Here is a 17,302-nt window from a genome sequence, read left to right on the forward strand (position 1 = left end):
CATGCCAGCACATCGACCCCGCGTGAAGCCGCACAGGCTCTACGCGGGGTCGGTTGGTTTGCGGGTGATCCGCCCCCGTGACGCTGCGCGGATGGGGGAACTGCTGCGCGGGAACCGGTCGTGGCTGCAGGAGTGGGAGGCCACGCATCCCGACGGTTATTCTGTGGCACCGGGCTCGACGCCCTATGGGCCGGTGATCAAATCGATGCGGCAGAACCTGAAGGCCGGCACCGGAATCCCGTGGGTGATCACCTACAACGACGAGGTTGTCGGACAGCTCAACGCGGCAGAACTCAGTGGAGGAGCATTGCGCTCTGGCCAGCTCGGATATTGGATCGCTGAGGGGTATGCAGGCAAAGGCATCGTGCCTACTGCGGTCGCCCTCGCAATCGACTACCTGTTTGACTACGTACACCTGCACCGGGTCGAGATCTGTATCCGACCAGAAAACGCAGCCTCGCTGCGCGTCGTCGAGAAACTCGGTATGCGTTATGAGGGATGCAGGCGCGCGTATATTCACATCGGCGGCCAGTGGCGCGACCATGAATGCTTCGCAATTACCCGCGAAGAACGCGAGACCACCATGCTCGAACGCCTCCGCCGATAATTCTTCAGCGGCGAAGGGGAGTGACGCGCCGATCAGCGAATATTCCTCGGCGCGCCACGAGACACGCCGTCAGGAATCGGCATATGGTTAGCCCATGAGTAGCGGCGCGCTTGGCGGGGGAATGATCTTCGTGGTCATTGCCGTGCTGTGGGGTGCCATTCTTGTTCCCGGCTGGAACCGCCGACGCGAGTTCAAAGCGGCTGAGCGGAATGCATTCCGTCTGCAGCGCACGCTCCGCGTCCTGGCAGAGACCATGGAAATGCCGGAAGAGATGCGTCTCGAAGCCACCGCAAAGGAAGCGCTCGCGCACGAGAAGATCCTGCGCTCTGAGAAGAAACGTGAAGAAGCCGAACGTTCGGCGGATCTCGCAGAGGCTCGGGCCGCACAGGTGCGTGCCGAGATCCGCGCCCAGCAGATGCAGCGGAAGCAGGCAGCGACTCAGCGCGCTGCGCGTCTGAGCAAGCCAGGCATTCGTCGAGTGCGGTCAATCGCCGCGCTCGTGACGTTGCTTGGCGTCGTCGCAGCATTCGTGAGCATCGGCCTGCTGTTTGCTGGCGCCGGTGCTGGGCCGCTCATCTGGTCACTGCTTGGTCTGTCTGCCGGTGCTGGCACGCTCGTGCTACTGGCTCCCGGTCGCGCAAAGCTTGAGCCGATTGCCGACGAGGTGCTTCCTGAAGAAGCTGTGGCGCCTGCTGCAGAGTCTGCTGTTGCAGAGCTCTCGGAAGTTGAGATCGAGGACGGGGCTGCCACTGCCGCGCACAACGCGGCACAGCGGGCAGCAGCCGAGCGCATCGCTCGCGCCCGTGCAATGGCCCGCGCCCGCGCCCGCGCATCACGTGCTGGATCGCAGCCGCGCATGGAAAACCAGCCCGACTCGATGCTGCTGCGCGAAGCTCGCGAGCAGGTCGCGCGTGAGCAGGGTCTGGCGCGAGCTGGCGCGGTTGTCCCGGATGAGCGTCCGGTGACCGCACAGATCGCCGAGCAGAAGTCCGAGGAGGCCGCTGCCGACTCGATGTTTGCGCGGTACGAGCAGAAGGCTGGCGGTGCTGGCCGCAAGAAGGTGAGCCCCTTCAGCGAGATGGGGCGCGTCGGTGACACCACCGAAGGCATGCCTGACCTTGACGACGTGCTGCGCCGTCGCCGCATTGGCTAAGTAGTCGTCTGGCGCTTGGCGCTTGGCGCTTGGCGCTTGGGCTGGGTCTGGGCTTTGGCGCTTGCCCCTGGCCGTCACTGCGGCGGGTGCTCGTGTGATTGGTCGGTCGATTTGCCGTAGATATGTAATCGGCCGCCAATATGCTGAATTGGCCGCAGAATCGCATTTTGTAGGCGAATCGCATATTTACGGGGAGTGTCTGCCGTCGCTGTTGTGAGGCTGCCGCGGGCGGCCTTGCAGCCGCCCTTGCCTGTGGCATGGTTACCTGCGGTGTTTGCCCTGGGGAGCGATGAATGGGGCGCATTGGGGAGTTTTGAACTCGCGCTGAGGTGCTTTGGCGCGCTGTCTGCTTCGTGGTCGCAGATGGCAGCGGATGATGCTCGCGTGGGTAGCAAAGAGGCCCTTCGGCCAGATGATTCCTGGGGAATTAATCTGACCGAAGGGCCTTTTGCATACCGAGGCTAACGCCGGGGTCGGGCAGCCTAGCGCCCTGGGCTGGACCCAACGCGCTAGGGGGTGAGCTCCGTGGTTTCGGTGAGGTCCGCGGTGTTGAGGTGTGCCGAGAGCTTCTTGGTATCAGCGAGCGCCTCGGCGGCAGCGGGAGCTTCGCTCTCGGCGGCAGCGGGCACCGCGTCGGGCTCAAGCGCATCGGCTGGGGCGGGATCCGCCGAATCGCGCTTCACCACCTCCAGCACCACAAGGAACACGACGAGCAAGATCACTGCGGTCCAAATGCTCGATCCGCGCACCGGGCGGTCCATAAAGACCGCGACGGTAGCCACCAACACCGCAACGATGTACAGCGCAGTGTGCCACTGGTTCACGAACAGGCCGAAGCCGCGGGTGTGCAGGCCGTGGCGATCCATGCTCTTGCGAATCCCGCTGAAGCCAGCATCGAGCAGGCTGCGGAGCTTGCGTGCGAACTTAGCCCCGCTTGCGAACCAGGCACCGACGGCGATGATCACGCTGAGCATGACGAGCGCCATGGTGGTCGACGAGATGAACGTGGTGACCTGCGTAAAGACGGCCTGTGCCGTCGTAGCTGGCATGACCGAGGGCGCCAGGGTCGCGATGAAGACTTCACGTCCGATGCCGATGCCTGCGGCCAAGGTGAGGAAGGAGATCGCGAGTCCGACGCCGGCCCATGCGAGCGCGCGCATGCGATGTCGGGCAAGGACGACACCCGCCAGCAGGCCGATGAGGATGACCCATGGGAACCAGTTTCCGCCGATGACGGTGATGTTGTAGAGGGTGCGGATCGTCACCAACGAATCTGCCGAGAACAGCGGAATGGACTGGTCTACCGTCGGAATGGCTGAGGCGAAACTGAAGCCCTGATCGATGAGGACAGTCTTCACCTCGGCGATGACCTCGTTGAGGCTGATCGCGAGGGTGCCATCTTCCTGCAGCTGCAGCATCGCGTTCGGATCACTCTGGATGAGCGCGATCGCCTGCTTATGGCTTTGTGTGAGCGTTGCCTCAAAGATCTGCGTGAACTGGTCGGAGCGGATCACCTCGGTGACGCCAGTACGCAGCATCGACCGGATGCCGTCTGCCGCGGGACCGCTCAGCAGCGGGATGATGACCTTGGTCTGCTCAGGCAGTCCAAGATCTGCGACACCGGTGAATACATCCTTGACCATGCCGTCGATATCAACGTTCGCCTCAACACCCTCCATGACCTTGTCGGTGATGAAGGACTGCACGTGCGGGTTATCCGCGAGGGGAGCAAAGGTTGCCGTGAAGCGTTCGGTATCGACGAGCTGCGAGCGGGCCCAGGTGTTGAGCAGGGCGACAGGGGCGAAGACGACGCTCAGTACGATGAGGATCGCGGAGAGCGCGCTGAGTCCGCGGCGGGCGGCCTTACCAGCGCCAGAACCGGTCTTGCCGGCGCCATCGCCGGTCACCTGTGCGGACTTCTTGAGGAGCTGCTGGTTCTCGGTTTCGAGATCCGCGACCCTGGCGCGTAGCGCCTGAAGTTCGCTGTCTGCGGCCGTGAGTTGCTGTGACATCTGGTGCCTTCCTGCGCCGCGATGCAACGCCTATGTATTAATAATGACCTAGTTCGGTCATGCTCGGTAGCGCCGACGGGAATACACTTGATTGGTGACGTTGAACGTATGGCTATCCTTGCTCGCTGCTGTGATCGTCATTAGTCTGACCCCCGGGGCAGGCGCGATCAACACGATGGCCAACTCAATGCGCGTCGGTTGGCGCGGCGCGGTCTGGGGCGTCATTGGCCAGCAGGTTGCGTTGCTTGTGCACGTCATTATCGTGGCCGCTGGCGTCGGACTCATCGTCGCGAACTCGCCAGTGTTGTTCACAGTGATTCGGTACGCCGGTGCCGCATACCTCGCGTACCTCGGCATTCGTTCGATTCTCACGAAGCCTGTCGTCACGGGCGAGGCCAAGACACAGGCCGCGATCACTCGCCGTGCGATGATCTGGCAGGGATTCTGGGTCAACATCTTGAACCCCAAGGCCATCGTGTTCTTCCTTGCCTTCATTCCACAGTTTGTGCGCGCGGATCAGCCCCAGCTCCTGCAATATGCCATCATCATTGGCACGTGCGTCCTCGTCGATGTCTGCGTCATGTGGGGGTTCTTTGCGACGGTGGCGAAGCCGTTCAGTCGGTTCTCGCGCACGCTCAAGGGGCAGCGCGTGCTGAATACGGTGTTCGGCGCGCTGTTTGTTGGCGTTGCTGTGTTGTTGCTGTTCTTGCACTAGGCCCGCGGTGCGTGTGGCGCCGGGCTGCTCATGCGCTAGAAGCTGACGTCGTCACCCACGCGGATCACACCGCCGGTCGTCGTCACACCCGGTTCGCCCACCGGCAGCAGGAAGCGACCGAGCGTCGGTTCCGCCATGCCGAGCTGCTGGGTGAATGCGGTGAGGAGCTTGGCATCGCGCACGCCGGTATCCGGGTTGCAGTGGGTAGCCAAGCAGCGCACGATGTTCTTGTCGGTCTTGAACGTGACGTCGCCGATCCGCACTTCGCCGTCCCAGCTGAGTTCGGTGCGCGGATCGACCCCCGCAATCACCACATTTGAGCGGAAGCGTCGGTCATCGACGTCGGGCTCAACGCAGGCCGCGATCTCGGCGACGCTCGCCTCGCTGTGCACAGAGATGTAGCCGCGTGAACTGTCTTGGAAACGAGAGGTTTCGCCATCGCCGACAAGCGCGAGGGGGAGACGGCCCGGCTTTGTGAGGCGACGGGCCTCCGGCGAGGCAAGCACGAAGTCCGTGATGGCCGCGGTCAGGTCGTCGCGGCCCTGGGCGTCGAGGCCAGCATCGACGAGGAGGGCGTTGCCTTCGGTGATCCGCATCCGCTTGGCCTGTTCGTCGTATGACAGTGAGAGGCGTGCGAGCGTGGGGAAGTCTTGCAGCGAGAGGCCCTTGCTCTTGGACCAGTACTCGCGGCCGTTCTTGTGCTCGGGCTCAGTTGCGTCCCCGAAACGGAACGTGAGGACGCGATCGCCCGCGATACGGCCGTCGGGCTGGACGGTGAGCTCTGACAAATTTTCAGCGGTGAAACCTTTGACAGGGAATCGGTAGAGCGCGACGACTTTGGGCATGGGTTCATCTTGTCATGAATGGAATGACTGAGGGGTCTTGCCAAAGCAACGTCTGGGTGAAGTCCTCGACAAATCCGCAGACCCGAGGCAGAATCACAGCATGGCCGTAGACAGCCGGCCTTTGAGGAGAGCGATGACATATTTCGGAGTGAATCCCGGGCCTGAGCCAGCACCCGCGCCTACGCCGCCAGCGCCGTCAGCGACGCTGTCGTGGATTGCGCTCGGACTTGGGCTGGGAAGCGTCGGTCTGTTCGCCGTGTTCTTTGGCTGGGCTGACTCGGGGATGGGGATGCTGCTTACTGCGATGGTGGTCAGTGTTGCCGCCGTCGTGGTCGGGATCATCGCCCTCGTGAAACGTCAGCGCCGTGACGTCGCGCTGATCGGGCTGATCGTTGGCGCGCTCGTTCTCCTGGTGACGGCCGGTCTCTTGTTGTTTGCGCTCTTGTTTGTTGGTGCGCTGCTTGGGGCGCATCCGTAAGTAGGGGAGATCGTTACTCGGGGAGACGGAATGCCGGCGCTGCTGTGCCCGTACCGAGCGCGATGTCAGCGAGCGTCTTGCCGATTGCCGGGACGAACTTGAAGCCCTCACCGGCGAAGCCGGCGCCGATGGTGATTGTGCCGCGACGATCGAGGATGAAATCACCCTGCGCCGAGGTGGTGTAGGTGCAGCTGATCTCTTCGGCGGAGTCGGCATCGAGCCCAGGGAAGAACTGGCTGACGTGCGCACGCAGGGCGTCACGGTTGGTGTCACTGCCACGGAACGCACGAGCATCAGGGTCTACTTCAGCACCGGTGCAGTGGAAGCCAACCTTCACACCCTCGCCAGGGGTGAGCATGCCGTAGACATCACCCGTGCCAGATGCGGGGTCAGCCGCGATGAGATGGTTGAAGGAGGGCCAGTCTGCCTGTTCGCAGTCGGTCGTCGGCTGGAAGTGTGCCGGGTGCTCCTCAGTCACGGTGAGCCTGGGGAGGCGGATCTGATCGCCCAAGAGCTTTGTCGTCCACGCTCCAACGGTTGAGACCACACCTGAAGCAGTGAAGCGCTGCTCTTCGCCAGCGGAGTTGAGGGCAGTCACTTCGACACCACCCGATGCGAGCTGGTCGACTGCGATAACCCGAACCTGGTCGCGAAGGTCTGCGCCGTGGGCTGCCGCCTGCCCACGCAGGGCCTCGAGCACCTGTGCTGACTGGATGCGACCGGCCTGGTGGCTCAGTAGAACGCGGTCTTCGAAGCGAATGCCGGGCCAGCGACGGGCAGCTTCGTCAGCTTCGAGCCATTCAACCGGAGCACCGCGTTCGGTGAGCTTGGTGAAGATTGGGGTGATCCGCGAATCTGGGCCAATCGTCACCAAGCCAGCAACCGTCAGGAGCTCTGCGCCGCTTGCCGCTTCAAGCTCGCGATACAGCGAGAGCGACAGATCATAGAGGTCGAGGTAGTGGTCTTCGAGGTACGCGTTATTGAGATTGCGGGCGGCGCCGTGTGAGGCACCGCGGTCATGACCGAACTCAAACTGCTCAAGCAACAGTGTCTTCACGCCGCGCTGCGCCAGCTGCCAGGCGGTCGCGAGGCCCATCGCGCCGCCGCCGATCACGATCTGTTCGAAGTTCTGCGTCATGCTGCCCAGTTTGGCAGAGACCACTGACATCGCAACCCGCTGTGAAATGTGGTGCAAAGTGGGTTCCCGAATGCTCTAGGCTAGAGGTCGCGCCCCTATAGCTCAGCGGTAGAGCTACGGACTTTTAATCCGCAGGTCGTAGGTTCGATCCCTACTGGGGGCACCAAATAAGCCCGAGATTTCAACGATCTCGGGCTTTTCTGGTCTTTGGGTATCGTTCAAATTCACGTTTTATTCACGGTTTTCAGGAGACCATCTCATTCAGATGCTCCGCAAAATCCGCGATCTTTTCAGCCCGCTCGATGTAGTACGCGGTCGTAATATCGTCCGACTCGTGACCCAGCTGCATCTGTGCCGCAGCGGAGCCAATACGACGATCAAGCAGCGTTGCAACGGCCTTGCGGAAGTCTCGGGGAGTAACCCCGTCAAAGTCAGTCTCATCGACAACGCGACGCCACTTGCGCCGGAAGTTGTTCGGCCACATGTAGTCGCCCGTCTCGCTCGGGAACACAGCCTCACTTGCCGCGCTCAAACGGCGCTCAATCAGTAGCGCAGTGACGCTCTTCGGGATCGTCAGGCCACGAGTAGCGGCCTTCGTCTTGCCAACGTCCTGGCGCTTCAATTGGCCAGTGTCGTGGTCTTTCACGAGCGTCCCAGTGATCCGAATTACACCATTCTCTAGGTCTACGTCTTCCCAACGGATCGCCAAGAGCTCACCAGTTCGGCAACCCGTAACCGCCAGAACCTTCAAAGGGGTAGTCATGTCCCGTTTGCGGCGCTTCGGCAGGTCATGGAACAGGTCGATCATCGTCTTAACCTGCTCGGGATTGAGCGCCTTGAAACCTGCGGGCTCAACCTTGACCGGCTTTGTGTTCCGGGCAAGATTCAGCTTTACCGCGTCGTGACGTACCGCCAACTCAAACATATTGATGAGCACCGCGCGTGCGTTCTTCGCAGCATATGGGTGATCCTGCTTCTTCGCGCGGATGACCTGATCTAGCCGGCCAACTGTCACCTGATTGAGTTTGACCTTCTCGAGAGCGTCTTTCAGGACACTGTTCCAAGTCGATTCGTAATTCGTTCGGGTGCCGTCTTTGCGTCCGTCATCCTTGAGTTCATCGAAGTGCAGGCGCGCAAGCTCGCCAAGGGTGCTCTCTACAGTGATGATCCCGTCGCCCGTGGTGGCGGCTGCTTTGAGCTTGATCGCCTTCTTTACGGCGTCTTCTGCCTTTGCGAAGGATTCACCCTGGCGCTGGATCGAAACCATGACCCCGCGACCGTCCCGGAAGCTTGCGCGCGCAGCGAAGTTACCGTTCACCATGAGGCGACGGATGGTGCCGGCTTCGCCGATCTCTAGAGGTCTACGGGGCATAGAGTTAGTCCTTCGCCTTAGGTTGCTTTTGAGGCTCGTCCACCTCAAGGGAAATGCCATATTTGGCAAGCTGCTTTAAGGTCACTTCGCTTACCATCGGCGTTTTTCCTTTGGCGAGTTGTTCGCGGATGTCGTCGTTGAAGTGAACGATATCTTCGAGACCGGGCACTGAAGGTCGGGTTAAGAAGTCTTTGGTGCGTGCTTTTGCGATCCATCGAGCGGCAGTGCGCGCAGATAAGCCAAATGCCTTTTCGACGGCTTTGGCTGGTGGCTGCGACGAGACCTGCGCAATGTTGTAGATCAGCCCGACTTGCGCGAGTACCCATTCGACGGGGCCAGCATCCTTGACCATCTTTTCGAATTCGCTGCCAACAAAGCTGATCTCTTTTGGACCCCACCAGTCGCGAATGGCCGCCGGTGGGTCATTTTTTTCAAGCTTGATGAAGATGCCGGCGCTTGCTGCGAGTCGAAGTAGTTCCGCGACCCTGATCTCTCTTAAATCAGTTCCGGTGACATCGTGGCTCTTTATGCCGACAAATTCTGCGAGATATCTGCCCTGTTCGAAATTGAAGTAGAGGGTCATGTGGACTACTGGTGCTATGAGTGAGTCCTCATAGTCGAGACCTTCTTCTTGCAGCTCGACTTGGAATTTTGGCAAAACTGCAATCCCGACATTCAGCATCAATCCGTCTTCCCAGGTTGGGGTCCTGCCGTTGGGGAGTGTTATTGATATGAGCTTCATGGGCACTATCTAACCCGACATGGCACCACTATGACAAGCCAATGCCAACACGCCTAGTGGCAGCTGCTTGACGCTCATGTGCCAACGCTCTACTATCAAGGTAGTTGGCATAGCAACGTCAGGCATATGCCACCGTTTGATAGGAGACAAATGACCACACAAGTGGCAGTAGCAATCTCGCTACTTACCGTGAAAGAAACTGCAGAGATGCTCCGCATGAGCGAAGCTTCGCTGCGATGGCACCTACACACAGGGGCAGCGCCAAAGAGTGCGCTCGTCGCCGGCAGACGAATGTTTCGCCTGAGTGATGTGGAAGCGTTCATCCAGGAGGCATTTGATGCTGAGTAGTAACAACGTAAAAACCCTCGGAGTGGAAGCCGCCAAGCAAGTCCACAACGAGGGTACAGACCGCAGTTCCAACCACCATCAAGAGGAAGAAGCCACGATGACTTCTATTGTCTCGCGTAACCCGCGCAAAGTCGAACCATTCAACGCAACAATGACAGTTGCTATCGGCACGGACGGGCTCGCAGTAGTCCAGCCAAACGATGACGGCACAGTCACTATCGCGTTCAACGACGTCGCTGCGGTAGTCACGCCAGCAGTCGCGCTCTCACTCGCGGCAGCTATCCAGGCCGTCGCGGTGCATGTTCTCGAGCAGGCAGAGGCGGTAGCCGCGTAATGAGTATTACCGCGACGTTCAGCCACGAGCTGACAGAAGAGTTCGAGCAGTACGCCTTCCGCTCGAAGGTCAACCCTGACCAGAGACACTTCATTCACCGCGATCTTAATTCGCCCTGGCAACTCAACATCGTGCAGATTGAAGAATCGTTGACCGAACGCGAAGTGCAAGAGCTCCGCATCGAGCTGACTGAGCTCAGCGCATTCATGAGCGGCCTGAACCAGCGACCACTCCGCCGATGCACCGAGCCTGGCGCTCCAGCTTTTGAGGTGGCACTGTAATGACCGAGGACATGGCAACAGACGTCGCCCGCTTCGTGGAAGTGTTCGGCGGAGACGACGACCCACTCACCCACGCGGTAGGGCTCGTGAGTGAAGACGGTGACGAGTTGATCTGGTCAGAAGGATCACCCGCAACGATCATGGAGATCTCTCGCAAGCTGGCGAGGATTGCGAAGACCATCGAGCACAACAAGTTCGGTCCCGTATTCCTGGACGTAGCCCAGGTTGCAGAACGCACGCTACGTCACCCGGTCACGGTGCGGATCGCGCTCGATAGTGGCGCACTGCATGGCATGTTCAGTGACACTGATGGGTGGATTGTCGAGTGGGAATGTGCGGAAGCGTGGAATGCGGGCCTGGTCTGTAATGACCGGCTTGATTCCTCGCTCGGGGTAGTCGAGTAGCCGACTATGACCCGGCTGACGATCAGTGACACCGCAGAGCGGTACATAGAGTCGTGGGCCGACCAGGTAGAGCGGGGCGAGCTCTCAATCGCGAGCCTGCCCCGCTCGCTCCAACGACTCATTTTCATCGGGTTTGCAGACGGCCTCGCAATAGCGAAACAGCAAGCGGCCGAGTTTGAGCACCAGCTCGATCAGGCCTATTTGCAGTCGTACTCGCCCAAGGATCGGCAGGAAGAACTCCAGCGCCGACTCGACCGACATTTCGCGCAGCAGGACGCACTATTTTTCGCTGAACCCCAGGGCTCGGCAGTAAACGAAAGGAGGGCAGCATGACAGCCGCCCCCACGATCACGGGATACACGCCCGTCTTGTACGAGAACATCCGCGAGCTCTTGGAACGTGGCCCAGTAGCGCCGCCGGCCCCTGGGATCGGGCTTCGCAGCGACGGCATCGGCACTGTGTATGCCGGTCACGCGAACTGTGTTCTAGGCCCACCCGAATCCGGGAAGACTTGGTACGCGCAGGCCACCGCCGTTGAAGTGCTGTTCACCGGTGGAAGCGTCCTCATGATTGATCTGGACCACAACGGGGTAGATGCCACTATTGCCCGGTTCCAGTCATTTGGGATCTCCGGTGATGTGCTGAGTGACCCGGCCCGTTTCCGATATTGCGAACCGGATGACCAACACGCGATTGACGGGATCGTGCAGGACGCGACCGAATGGCGGCCCACGCTCGTGGTTATTGACTCGTTCGGGGAGCTCGGTCCCATGTACGGGGCCAGCAGCAACTCTGCCGATGATTTCACCAACGTGTTTCGTCGCGCGGTGAAACCGTTCGCGCTCTATGGCTCCTGTGTTGTGGTGATCGACCATGAAGCGAAGTCGAAAGACTCCGCATCTTACGGAGCGACGGGAACGAGCGCGAAGAAGCGCGCCTACTCGGGGACGATGCTGAGGTTCCGCATTGACCGCCCGTTCACCCCTGGTGTTGGTGGTGAGGCCGAAGTGACTCTGGTGAAGGATCGCAACGGTGGTCTGCGTCGCCACTTGGCGGCCGAGAAGGAGCCCCTGGTAGGTCGTTTCACGATGACCGACACCAACGGGGCACTGGACGCGTACATCGTCGCAGCGCAGGCCGGGGAACGTCCGAAGATTCTGGGCACCATCACCGGCGCGAACCTTCCCGATCTAGTGCAGGAACTCGACAAGCTAAGCCCTGCCCCGCGCTCTGTGCGTGACGTTTGTGAGCGCATGTCCTGGGGCAAAGAAAAGGGCGCAACAGCGCTCAAAGCATGGCGTGAAATGCGCGGAATCGAACAGGCCTAATCACCTCGACAAGCGTCCCTGACTGCACTGTCCCTCAGGGACGCTCTCGGGGACACCAAGTTTGGCTCTACCACTGTCCCGGGTACGTCCCGGGGACACCAGTGTCCCTGTACCTGGACCCCTATACCCAGGGACAGGGACACTCGCCCAAGATCTCTACTTTTCGCCCTCCTGAAAGGGGAAACCAATGTCCACTATTTCTGCTCTCGAGACCGTCGCGCACGACTGCCCAGACTGCCTCTCAGACACCAACATCGTCCACATCGGAGACAACATCCACGTTGTGCAGATCTCACACGATGACCACTGCCCAACCCTCGCAAAGATCGAAGCCCGAAAGGAACAGTAATGCGGAACCTAAATGACACCCTCTACGCCGCGCTGCGGGAATCGCTCGGACGGCCTACCTCGTGGGTGCCTACTTGGGCGACCGTGCTCAGCTCGACCCACACCCCGACGGGTATCGAATACCAGACGCATCCGGCCTGGCTCACCAACCACGACATTGCTGAAATCAATGCACTCATCAAGGCCGGCTGGCAGGTAGCGATCACCTCGCCCCGCCTCAACCGGCTCCGCGTAACCATGACACAGGAGACTGGTGATGAGTAACCGCAACCCGCAAGCAGAGGCAGCGGCCTACCGCGTGAAACTCCGAGAAGTTGAACGGCAGCGCGACGCCCTCAAAAACGAGAACTCGATACTCCGAGCACAAATAATCCGGGCAGAAGCTAACACCTTCACCGCATCACTCATCCAAGACGATGGCGGCGTCAACATCAAACGACTCCGACAAGAACTCGCACAACAACTCGTGCACGCCATCACACTAGATACCCGGGAGAGTATTTGATAAACTAGAACCAGCAAGGCCCCAGCGGGGCTACGGGCGCCAGAGGCCACCGTCGAAACACACATTCGATAGGTGGCCTCAGTGCTACCCGGAAGGAACAACCAATGTTCACAGAACACACGGAACTTGACGCAGCGCGAGCACGCCGACGAGCAGGAGCAAACGCCGCGACCCTCACACCCGAAGCCATTCGGCAGCGCGAGGTAGTGAAACACCTCGAAGCCACAGGGCAGACAATCAGCCCGCACATGCGCCTCACCGCCGGATTCACAGAAGCCGCTCTCACCGACCGGGAACGCACCGAATCGGCAGGTAACTAACGATGAAAACATCTGAACAGCTCCGAGCAGAACTCGCTGCAGCAGAACAGGCAGAAGCTGCCGCCGAGCTCGCAAACATGCGACGACTTCAAGACGCACAAAACGAATGGGCACGAGACCTCATCGAACGGGCGCGAGACATAGAACTAGACCTCGAAGTACGCGAGGGCGTGGCACACAATGAAGCCGTGGAAGCGGCCAGCGCGTTCAACCTCAGCGGGGCATACCAGCACTGGGGCACCTACCACGCGACAAGGGGAGCCCGTGCTCACATTCGTATGGCCGTGCAATCAGCGGCGGAACGGCTCCAAATTAAACCCCCGTTCAAGGCAGAACTCAGGCTCATCCGATCGAGCTTCCAAGAATGGCTCGACACACAGCACAACGGCATCGAAAACCTACGACAGTCAATCGTTGCTGAACACCTGACCGCACAGCCCACCAGCCTCGAAGAAATCACGGCCAAGTAATGGCAATAGACGCACTCGATCCAGGCCCAGAAGGAAACTATCCACACCTTCCACGCAACACAGACAACACACTCAACACCGAACACATGCCAGTCGGAATAGAAATCCGCACCAACTCACACACACGACAGAAAGTAACACTCAACATTCTGCCCCTCGCCGCGAACGGTAAACCAATCACCGAGATAGCGCCTCTACCCGCAGGGCAAAGCGTGAACGACCTACTACCCCGGCCCACCAAATAACAACAGGAAGGCCCGCACGCTCCACACCGAGCAGCGGGCCTTCACCAGCTCGCACACCCACCCCATACCACCCCCCAAAGTCGCCAAAGATCGCCCCCGCGGCATTGCTAGATACCCCCGTTGATGTTTGAACTGAATGACCCTTGGAAGGGGTAAATATGAGTGAAGTTAGGGCCCCTAGGGGTTTGAGTGATGGTGGTAAGCGGCTTTGGAGGTCGGTTACTGGTGCTTTTGAGCTTGCGGAGCATGAGCTGGCTCAGTTGGAGCAGGCGTGTCGGGTGCGTGACCGTATTGAGGATTTGGATGCTGTTGTGGCTGCGGAGGGTTTGATGATTGAGTCTTCGCAGGGTTCGCGGTTGCATCCTGGGATTGCTGAGGCGCGTCAGCAGCGGCTTGCGTTGGCTCGGTTGTTGGTGACTTTGGGTGTTCCTGGTGAGGATGAGGATTTGCCGCGTTCTAGTGGTGCTCGTGGCGTGTATGGGGGTAGGCGATGAGGCGTAAGCGGGTTGATGGTTTGACGGGCGTGCCGGCTGGTCTGGCTCAGTTTGATGTGGCTGAGTGGGAGTCGTTTGATGCGTGGCGGGATGCGCGTTCTGAGTGGGCTGCTGTTCATGGCTGGCCTGGGGGCGTGCTCGCAAAGCTTTTGCAGGAGCGCGAGGTGCGCATGAAGTGGGCAGTCGGGTAAGGAGCGAGTGGCGCAGCTCCCGGTGTCCGAGGCTTCCTTCTACCCTGTAAACGGTGAAGCGCTGAACGATACTGGTATGTCTGTGTGTCCATGGAGTGCAAGGAAGCTTTTTGCGGTCTCCACCGCACTGGGTTGGTGCCCTGTCGGACTAAGTTTTACTTCGAGGATGGGCAGCTTCTCTGGTTCTGGCATGCAGTTCCACAGCACAAAATCTCCGGCATTGGATGCTTCGCCAAGCTTTTGGTCCAATGAGTACCCCACCTTAATAAACCGTTTAAGCGTTGAGCCTGCTCCTAAGAAATAGTCAAACGCCAGAGAGGGCGCGACTCGAAAAGTCTTTCGTACTTCTTCTTCTGCAGAAAACGAACTGTGTTTGATCCTGGCGAACAGATCGTACTTGTAGTCTTCAATCATCTTCTTTTGCCAGTCTTGCAGTCCGCCAGACGCTACACTTGCGTCGAACATTTTTGCATGTTTTTTAGCTGACTCCATCGTGTAATCGACCGGCTTCCAGTCCTTAAGGACCTTTGCTGCAGCGTGTGGGAAAGGCTCGTGCAGCTCTAGGCCAGGAATTGCTTCTTTCGTCAGACGTTGATCCAGTCGATCTACGTCCACTATTGGGAAAAGTGAAGCTTCGTGATCTAGCCTGATGGCGTAGCTTCCTGCGCCACCGTACGCACGCCATAGCGACAGGTTATCGCCGTTGCTGGAGGCGCTGAGAGAAAACAGGGAGTGCATTGCTTCCATTGCATCTTCGAGGCTACCGAGGCACTCGAGTAGCTCAGCTCGCGCATGGGCATTGCTGGATACCTCCGGCGGTAAGACCAGTGTGCGCACGGCGTCATAGCCTTCAATAATCTCTCGAGAATCGTTCATCTGAGAGGCGGGGCCTGCCAGAAGAAAGTCGTTCTCCACGATTCCTTTGAAGCCTGCCGCTGTGGTGTAATGCCAGGCCTCATGGACCCCTGAGGATACGCTTGCGCTCATCCTTTGAAGCTACCAGTTGTGCATTGATGGATCGCAAGGCCTCTGCTTTACGTTGTTAGAGGGTAGACGATGGGACACCGCCGGCATATCTCACCCCCCGCCCGATTTTTTCCACACGGGATAACGCATTTCACATGCTGGAATAGCCACCTTTGTTAACGCAAAGGATGAACATATATTGATCACAAAGATTCACATGTGTTGCTAATCTGAAGCCATGAAAGCGAGTTTCGTTCCGGCAGCAGCGTTGGTGGTCCTACTTGGAATTACGGGATGCGGGAGTGCTGTCGATGCCTCCAAGCAGCAGGCCTGTGAGGAGATCAGTCTGGCGGCATCCAACTTCCTTGACAAAGCTGGTCAATCAACATTCTTCACCGACCCAGAACGAGCGAAGGCGGAGCTTGATGAGGTACTTAAAGTCACTGGAGCACATGCGGATTTGGTCCCCAGATACCATCGAGCCATCCAGAGCTTCAGGGATGCGCTTCCAGCAGACCCGTTCAACCAAACGCCAGAGGAGGCGGCCTATTTCAGTGCCGCAACGTCGGATCTTGAACGCGGGATTGAAGAAGTGTCGCAGGTGTGCCCCGGCTATTGATGTATCTGGTGACCTGAATGTGTGAGAGTGGTTGTGAAGGGTTTGGAGATACTTCGACTATTTCCAAGCCTTTCACCTGTTTTAGGTGCGTCCCTAAGTCATCGGAACCATTTTCGCGGGGCCGGGAAGATGGTCGTCTGAACATCCGTCAGAGTGATGTTCAGAACTCACTGGGGGTCACTTCCGTTTTTGGTGGCGAGATCATGTTGGTTGCTTCAACGAAATGATCTGGTGGGAACCCCGCCCTGGTGCTGGATTCACGTTCTATTCACGCTTTTCAGCCAAAAACGGCCAACAATTGACCATCAATGCCAGTCATTGAATGCGTCAAATCTCTGCGCTGACCAGCATAAACAGTCATTCTCAATGATGCACAAGTAGCCAGAAGTCCTATCCGCAGGTCGTAGGTTCGATCCCTACTGGGGGCACACTCACCCGGTGCAGCTCATTGCGAGCTGCACCGGGTTTTTGTTTGCGGCGTCATACCTCGATCCGCGCCCCACTGCATCGCCCGCGATCGCCGTAACGGTTCCTGAACGCGCCACCCGCACAGTGGGTCTATCCTGGACGTCGCGCAACCGACCGCGTAGCCGACTGCGTAGCCGACTGCGCAACCGACCGTGGGGCTGACCGCGCGCAGCCAACCGCCAGTCATCGACCAGGGAGAAACGTGAGCCGAGATTTCCAGAAGCCAATGGTTCAGCCGAATCATGCGTTCAACTGGGTGATTGGCGCGGAAGATCCGAGCATCGAGAATCAGCTCGCGCACGACACGTCATGGGCGCTGCTGCACCGCGTTCGACAGACCGCTGATCCGGTCGTGATTGCACGCGTGCTGGAGATCGCAGCGGGTGATGGTATTAGCGACCTCGCCGAGTTGTGGTCGAAGCAGAGCACGCACACGCTGGCTGGCGTGCTGTGGCGGTTGTTCCTGCTGCGGCGCGTAGTTGCCTCCAACGCGGAGATGACGGCTGAGTTGTTCCGGCGCGGATCCGCCCGCATCGGTACCATCGACACCGCGGTCGCCGGCGCTATGGAACCCGTCACACCCGAGACGATCACTGATCTCTGTGACACGATCTTGACCGGCGCCTTCGTCGGGGACCTGGGTGACGCGCTCGATCGCGCGGTGGCATACGCAAAGATCATGTCGATGGGTTCGGCGGATCTCGCAGACTCACTCGACACCGACCGCCCGGCCGAGGCCTCCAAGCTCACGGCTCGAGCGCTGCGCTACGCCTCGATTGGCGCCGAGCTCGCCGCCGGATCCGAGCGCTGGCGCTTCGGCGAGCTCGAGTAGGGATGCGGATCGCCCGATCTGCATCTCACATGAGCGGTCGGGGGCCTGGCGCTACAATGTAAGTGCCGGGCCGCAGTAACCCCGGGC

At 59.5% G+C, this 17,302-nt stretch carries 24 protein-coding genes and 1 tRNA gene; 19 read left to right on the top strand and 6 right to left on the bottom strand.

Features of this window, described 5'->3' with window-relative positions:
- Position 1: 1 nt before the first annotated feature.
- Both ICL81_RS04440 and ICL81_RS04445 read left to right on the top strand, forming a co-directional pair.
- Positions 2 to 607 carry a GNAT family N-acetyltransferase gene (locus tag ICL81_RS04440; protein WP_188033743.1) on the top strand — a complete coding sequence of 202 codons (606 nt, stop codon included), beginning with the start codon at positions 2 to 4 and terminating at the stop codon, positions 605 to 607.
- Between the two features lie 94 nt (positions 608 to 701).
- Complete coding sequence (locus ICL81_RS04445) at positions 702 to 1,760, top strand: hypothetical protein (protein ID WP_188033744.1); 1,059 nt, start codon at positions 702 to 704, stop codon at positions 1,758 to 1,760.
- Between the two features lie 509 nt (positions 1,761 to 2,269).
- On the opposite strand, the gene ICL81_RS04450 is transcribed toward ICL81_RS04445, so the two are convergent.
- Entirely contained in the window at positions 2,270 to 3,772 is a 1,503-nt protein-coding gene (locus tag ICL81_RS04450) for a hypothetical protein (RefSeq protein WP_188033745.1), read from the bottom strand.
- A 94-nt stretch (positions 3,773 to 3,866) separates the two neighbouring features.
- Between ICL81_RS04450 and ICL81_RS04455 the strand changes: the two genes are divergently transcribed.
- A complete protein-coding gene (locus ICL81_RS04455; RefSeq protein ID WP_188033746.1) occupies positions 3,867 to 4,487 on the top strand; it encodes a LysE family transporter in 621 nt (206 codons plus the stop codon).
- A 35-nt stretch (positions 4,488 to 4,522) separates the two neighbouring features.
- Here ICL81_RS04455 and ICL81_RS04460 read toward each other — a convergent pair whose 3' ends face one another.
- A complete protein-coding gene (locus ICL81_RS04460) occupies positions 4,523 to 5,332 on the bottom strand; it encodes an MOSC N-terminal beta barrel domain-containing protein (RefSeq protein WP_188033747.1) in 810 nt (269 codons plus the stop codon).
- A gap of 133 nt (positions 5,333 to 5,465) precedes the next feature.
- Between ICL81_RS04460 and ICL81_RS04465 the strand changes: the two genes are divergently transcribed.
- Positions 5,466 to 5,810: a hypothetical protein gene (locus tag ICL81_RS04465; RefSeq protein WP_188033748.1), complete on the top strand. Its 345-nt coding sequence runs from the start codon at positions 5,466 to 5,468 to the stop codon at positions 5,808 to 5,810.
- A 13-nt stretch (positions 5,811 to 5,823) separates the two neighbouring features.
- Here the strand turns inward: ICL81_RS04465 and ICL81_RS04470 are convergent, their stop codons facing one another.
- Entirely contained in the window at positions 5,824 to 6,948 is a 1,125-nt protein-coding gene (locus ICL81_RS04470; protein WP_188033749.1) for an FAD-dependent oxidoreductase, read from the bottom strand.
- Positions 6,949 to 7,039: 91 nt separating this feature from the next.
- Here ICL81_RS04470 and ICL81_RS04475 point away from each other — a divergent pair.
- Positions 7,040 to 7,114 (top strand) — tRNA-Lys (locus ICL81_RS04475).
- A 78-nt stretch (positions 7,115 to 7,192) separates the two neighbouring features.
- On the opposite strand, the gene ICL81_RS04480 is transcribed toward ICL81_RS04475, so the two are convergent.
- Both ICL81_RS04480 and ICL81_RS04485 read right to left on the bottom strand, forming a co-directional pair.
- Positions 7,193 to 8,320 (bottom strand): site-specific integrase, encoded by a 1,128-nt coding sequence (locus ICL81_RS04480; RefSeq protein WP_188033750.1) that lies wholly within the window; start codon positions 8,318 to 8,320, stop codon positions 7,193 to 7,195.
- Between the two features lie 4 nt (positions 8,321 to 8,324).
- Positions 8,325 to 9,062 (bottom strand): hypothetical protein, encoded by a 738-nt coding sequence (locus tag ICL81_RS04485; RefSeq protein ID WP_188033751.1) that lies wholly within the window; start codon positions 9,060 to 9,062, stop codon positions 8,325 to 8,327.
- Between the two features lie 150 nt (positions 9,063 to 9,212).
- Here ICL81_RS04485 and ICL81_RS04490 point away from each other — a divergent pair, with 150 nt between their 5' ends.
- The 12 genes from ICL81_RS04490 (at position 9,213) to ICL81_RS04545 (ending at position 14,330) form a co-directional block, all read left to right on the top strand.
- A complete protein-coding gene (locus ICL81_RS04490; protein ID WP_188033752.1) occupies positions 9,213 to 9,410 on the top strand; it encodes a helix-turn-helix domain-containing protein in 198 nt (65 codons plus the stop codon).
- Between the two features lie 97 nt (positions 9,411 to 9,507).
- Positions 9,508 to 9,744, top strand: a complete 237-nt coding sequence (locus ICL81_RS04495) for a hypothetical protein (RefSeq protein ID WP_188033753.1) — start codon at positions 9,508 to 9,510, stop codon at positions 9,742 to 9,744.
- On the top strand, positions 9,744 to 10,025 hold the full coding sequence (locus ICL81_RS04500; protein ID WP_188033754.1) for a hypothetical protein: 282 nt from the start codon (positions 9,744 to 9,746) through the stop codon (positions 10,023 to 10,025). Before ICL81_RS04495 ends, ICL81_RS04500 begins: the two co-directional genes overlap by 1 nt.
- Positions 10,025 to 10,429, top strand: a complete 405-nt coding sequence (locus ICL81_RS04505) for a hypothetical protein (RefSeq protein WP_188033755.1) — start codon at positions 10,025 to 10,027, stop codon at positions 10,427 to 10,429. Before ICL81_RS04500 ends, ICL81_RS04505 begins: the two co-directional genes overlap by 1 nt.
- Before the next feature lie 6 nt (positions 10,430 to 10,435).
- On the top strand, positions 10,436 to 10,762 hold the full coding sequence (locus ICL81_RS04510) for a hypothetical protein (protein WP_188033756.1): 327 nt from the start codon (positions 10,436 to 10,438) through the stop codon (positions 10,760 to 10,762).
- Positions 10,759 to 11,757, top strand: a complete 999-nt coding sequence (locus ICL81_RS04515; RefSeq protein ID WP_188033757.1) for an AAA family ATPase — start codon at positions 10,759 to 10,761, stop codon at positions 11,755 to 11,757. The genes ICL81_RS04510 and ICL81_RS04515 overlap by 4 nt, the downstream gene beginning before the upstream one ends.
- A 187-nt stretch (positions 11,758 to 11,944) precedes the next feature.
- The gene (locus ICL81_RS04520) at positions 11,945 to 12,106 is read left to right on the top strand and encodes a hypothetical protein (protein WP_188033758.1); all 162 of its coding nucleotides are present in this window, start codon (positions 11,945 to 11,947) and stop codon (positions 12,104 to 12,106) included.
- A complete protein-coding gene (locus ICL81_RS04525; protein WP_188033759.1) occupies positions 12,106 to 12,369 on the top strand; it encodes a hypothetical protein in 264 nt (87 codons plus the stop codon). The genes ICL81_RS04520 and ICL81_RS04525 overlap by 1 nt, the downstream gene beginning before the upstream one ends.
- Entirely contained in the window at positions 12,362 to 12,610 is a 249-nt protein-coding gene (locus tag ICL81_RS04530) for a hypothetical protein (protein WP_188033760.1), read from the top strand. The genes ICL81_RS04525 and ICL81_RS04530 overlap by 8 nt, the downstream gene beginning before the upstream one ends.
- A 104-nt stretch (positions 12,611 to 12,714) precedes the next feature.
- Positions 12,715 to 12,930 carry a hypothetical protein gene (locus ICL81_RS04535; RefSeq protein WP_188033761.1) on the top strand — a complete coding sequence of 72 codons (216 nt, stop codon included), beginning with the start codon at positions 12,715 to 12,717 and terminating at the stop codon, positions 12,928 to 12,930.
- 2 nt (positions 12,931 to 12,932) lie between these two features.
- Entirely contained in the window at positions 12,933 to 13,400 is a 468-nt protein-coding gene (locus tag ICL81_RS04540) for a hypothetical protein (protein ID WP_188033762.1), read from the top strand.
- A gap of 735 nt (positions 13,401 to 14,135) precedes the next feature.
- A complete protein-coding gene (locus tag ICL81_RS04545) occupies positions 14,136 to 14,330 on the top strand; it encodes a hypothetical protein (RefSeq protein WP_188033763.1) in 195 nt (64 codons plus the stop codon).
- 39 nt (positions 14,331 to 14,369) lie between these two features.
- Here the strand turns inward: ICL81_RS04545 and ICL81_RS04550 are convergent, their stop codons facing one another.
- On the bottom strand, positions 14,370 to 15,317 hold the full coding sequence (locus ICL81_RS04550) for a DUF2971 domain-containing protein (protein WP_188033764.1): 948 nt from the start codon (positions 15,315 to 15,317) through the stop codon (positions 14,370 to 14,372).
- A 217-nt stretch (positions 15,318 to 15,534) separates the two neighbouring features.
- Between ICL81_RS04550 and ICL81_RS04555 the strand changes: the two genes are divergently transcribed.
- Complete coding sequence (locus ICL81_RS04555; protein ID WP_188033765.1) at positions 15,535 to 15,915, top strand: hypothetical protein; 381 nt, start codon at positions 15,535 to 15,537, stop codon at positions 15,913 to 15,915.
- 670 nt (positions 15,916 to 16,585) lie between these two features.
- The gene (locus ICL81_RS04560; RefSeq protein ID WP_188033766.1) at positions 16,586 to 17,215 is read left to right on the top strand and encodes a hypothetical protein; all 630 of its coding nucleotides are present in this window, start codon (positions 16,586 to 16,588) and stop codon (positions 17,213 to 17,215) included.
- The last annotated feature ends 87 nt before the right edge of the window (positions 17,216 to 17,302 follow it).

This window comes from Leucobacter sp. cx-328, from assembly GCF_014530035.1.
In the GTDB taxonomy this organism is placed as follows: Bacteria; Actinomycetota; Actinomycetes; order Actinomycetales; family Microbacteriaceae; genus Leucobacter.

Bases quoted from the DNA above. Each gene is read 5' to 3' on its own strand.
- ICL81_RS04440 (WP_188033743.1), top strand. From the start codon at position 2: ATGCCAGCACATCGACCCCGCGTGAAGCCGCACAGGCTCTACGCGGGG.
- ICL81_RS04445 (WP_188033744.1), top strand. From the start codon at position 702: ATGAGTAGCGGCGCGCTTGGCGGGGGAATGATCTTCGTGGTCATTGCC.
- ICL81_RS04450 (WP_188033745.1), bottom strand. From the start codon at position 3,772: ATGTCACAGCAACTCACGGCCGCAGACAGCGAACTTCAGGCGCTACGC.
- ICL81_RS04460 (WP_188033747.1), bottom strand. From the start codon at position 5,332: ATGCCCAAAGTCGTCGCGCTCTACCGATTCCCTGTCAAAGGTTTCACC.
- ICL81_RS04465 (WP_188033748.1), top strand. From the start codon at position 5,466: ATGACATATTTCGGAGTGAATCCCGGGCCTGAGCCAGCACCCGCGCCT.
- ICL81_RS04470 (WP_188033749.1), bottom strand. From the start codon at position 6,948: ATGACGCAGAACTTCGAACAGATCGTGATCGGCGGCGGCGCGATGGGC.
- ICL81_RS04480 (WP_188033750.1), bottom strand. From the start codon at position 8,320: ATGCCCCGTAGACCTCTAGAGATCGGCGAAGCCGGCACCATCCGTCGC.
- ICL81_RS04485 (WP_188033751.1), bottom strand. From the start codon at position 9,062: ATGAAGCTCATATCAATAACACTCCCCAACGGCAGGACCCCAACCTGG.
- ICL81_RS04490 (WP_188033752.1), top strand. From the start codon at position 9,213: ATGACCACACAAGTGGCAGTAGCAATCTCGCTACTTACCGTGAAAGAA.
- ICL81_RS04495 (WP_188033753.1), top strand. From the start codon at position 9,508: ATGACTTCTATTGTCTCGCGTAACCCGCGCAAAGTCGAACCATTCAAC.
- ICL81_RS04500 (WP_188033754.1), top strand. From the start codon at position 9,744: ATGAGTATTACCGCGACGTTCAGCCACGAGCTGACAGAAGAGTTCGAG.
- ICL81_RS04505 (WP_188033755.1), top strand. From the start codon at position 10,025: ATGACCGAGGACATGGCAACAGACGTCGCCCGCTTCGTGGAAGTGTTC.
- ICL81_RS04510 (WP_188033756.1), top strand. From the start codon at position 10,436: ATGACCCGGCTGACGATCAGTGACACCGCAGAGCGGTACATAGAGTCG.
- ICL81_RS04515 (WP_188033757.1), top strand. From the start codon at position 10,759: ATGACAGCCGCCCCCACGATCACGGGATACACGCCCGTCTTGTACGAG.
- ICL81_RS04520 (WP_188033758.1), top strand. From the start codon at position 11,945: ATGTCCACTATTTCTGCTCTCGAGACCGTCGCGCACGACTGCCCAGAC.
- ICL81_RS04525 (WP_188033759.1), top strand. From the start codon at position 12,106: ATGCGGAACCTAAATGACACCCTCTACGCCGCGCTGCGGGAATCGCTC.
- ICL81_RS04530 (WP_188033760.1), top strand. From the start codon at position 12,362: ATGAGTAACCGCAACCCGCAAGCAGAGGCAGCGGCCTACCGCGTGAAA.
- ICL81_RS04535 (WP_188033761.1), top strand. From the start codon at position 12,715: ATGTTCACAGAACACACGGAACTTGACGCAGCGCGAGCACGCCGACGA.
- ICL81_RS04540 (WP_188033762.1), top strand. From the start codon at position 12,933: ATGAAAACATCTGAACAGCTCCGAGCAGAACTCGCTGCAGCAGAACAG.
- ICL81_RS04545 (WP_188033763.1), top strand. From the start codon at position 14,136: ATGAGGCGTAAGCGGGTTGATGGTTTGACGGGCGTGCCGGCTGGTCTG.
- ICL81_RS04550 (WP_188033764.1), bottom strand. From the start codon at position 15,317: ATGAGCGCAAGCGTATCCTCAGGGGTCCATGAGGCCTGGCATTACACC.
- ICL81_RS04555 (WP_188033765.1), top strand. From the start codon at position 15,535: ATGAAAGCGAGTTTCGTTCCGGCAGCAGCGTTGGTGGTCCTACTTGGA.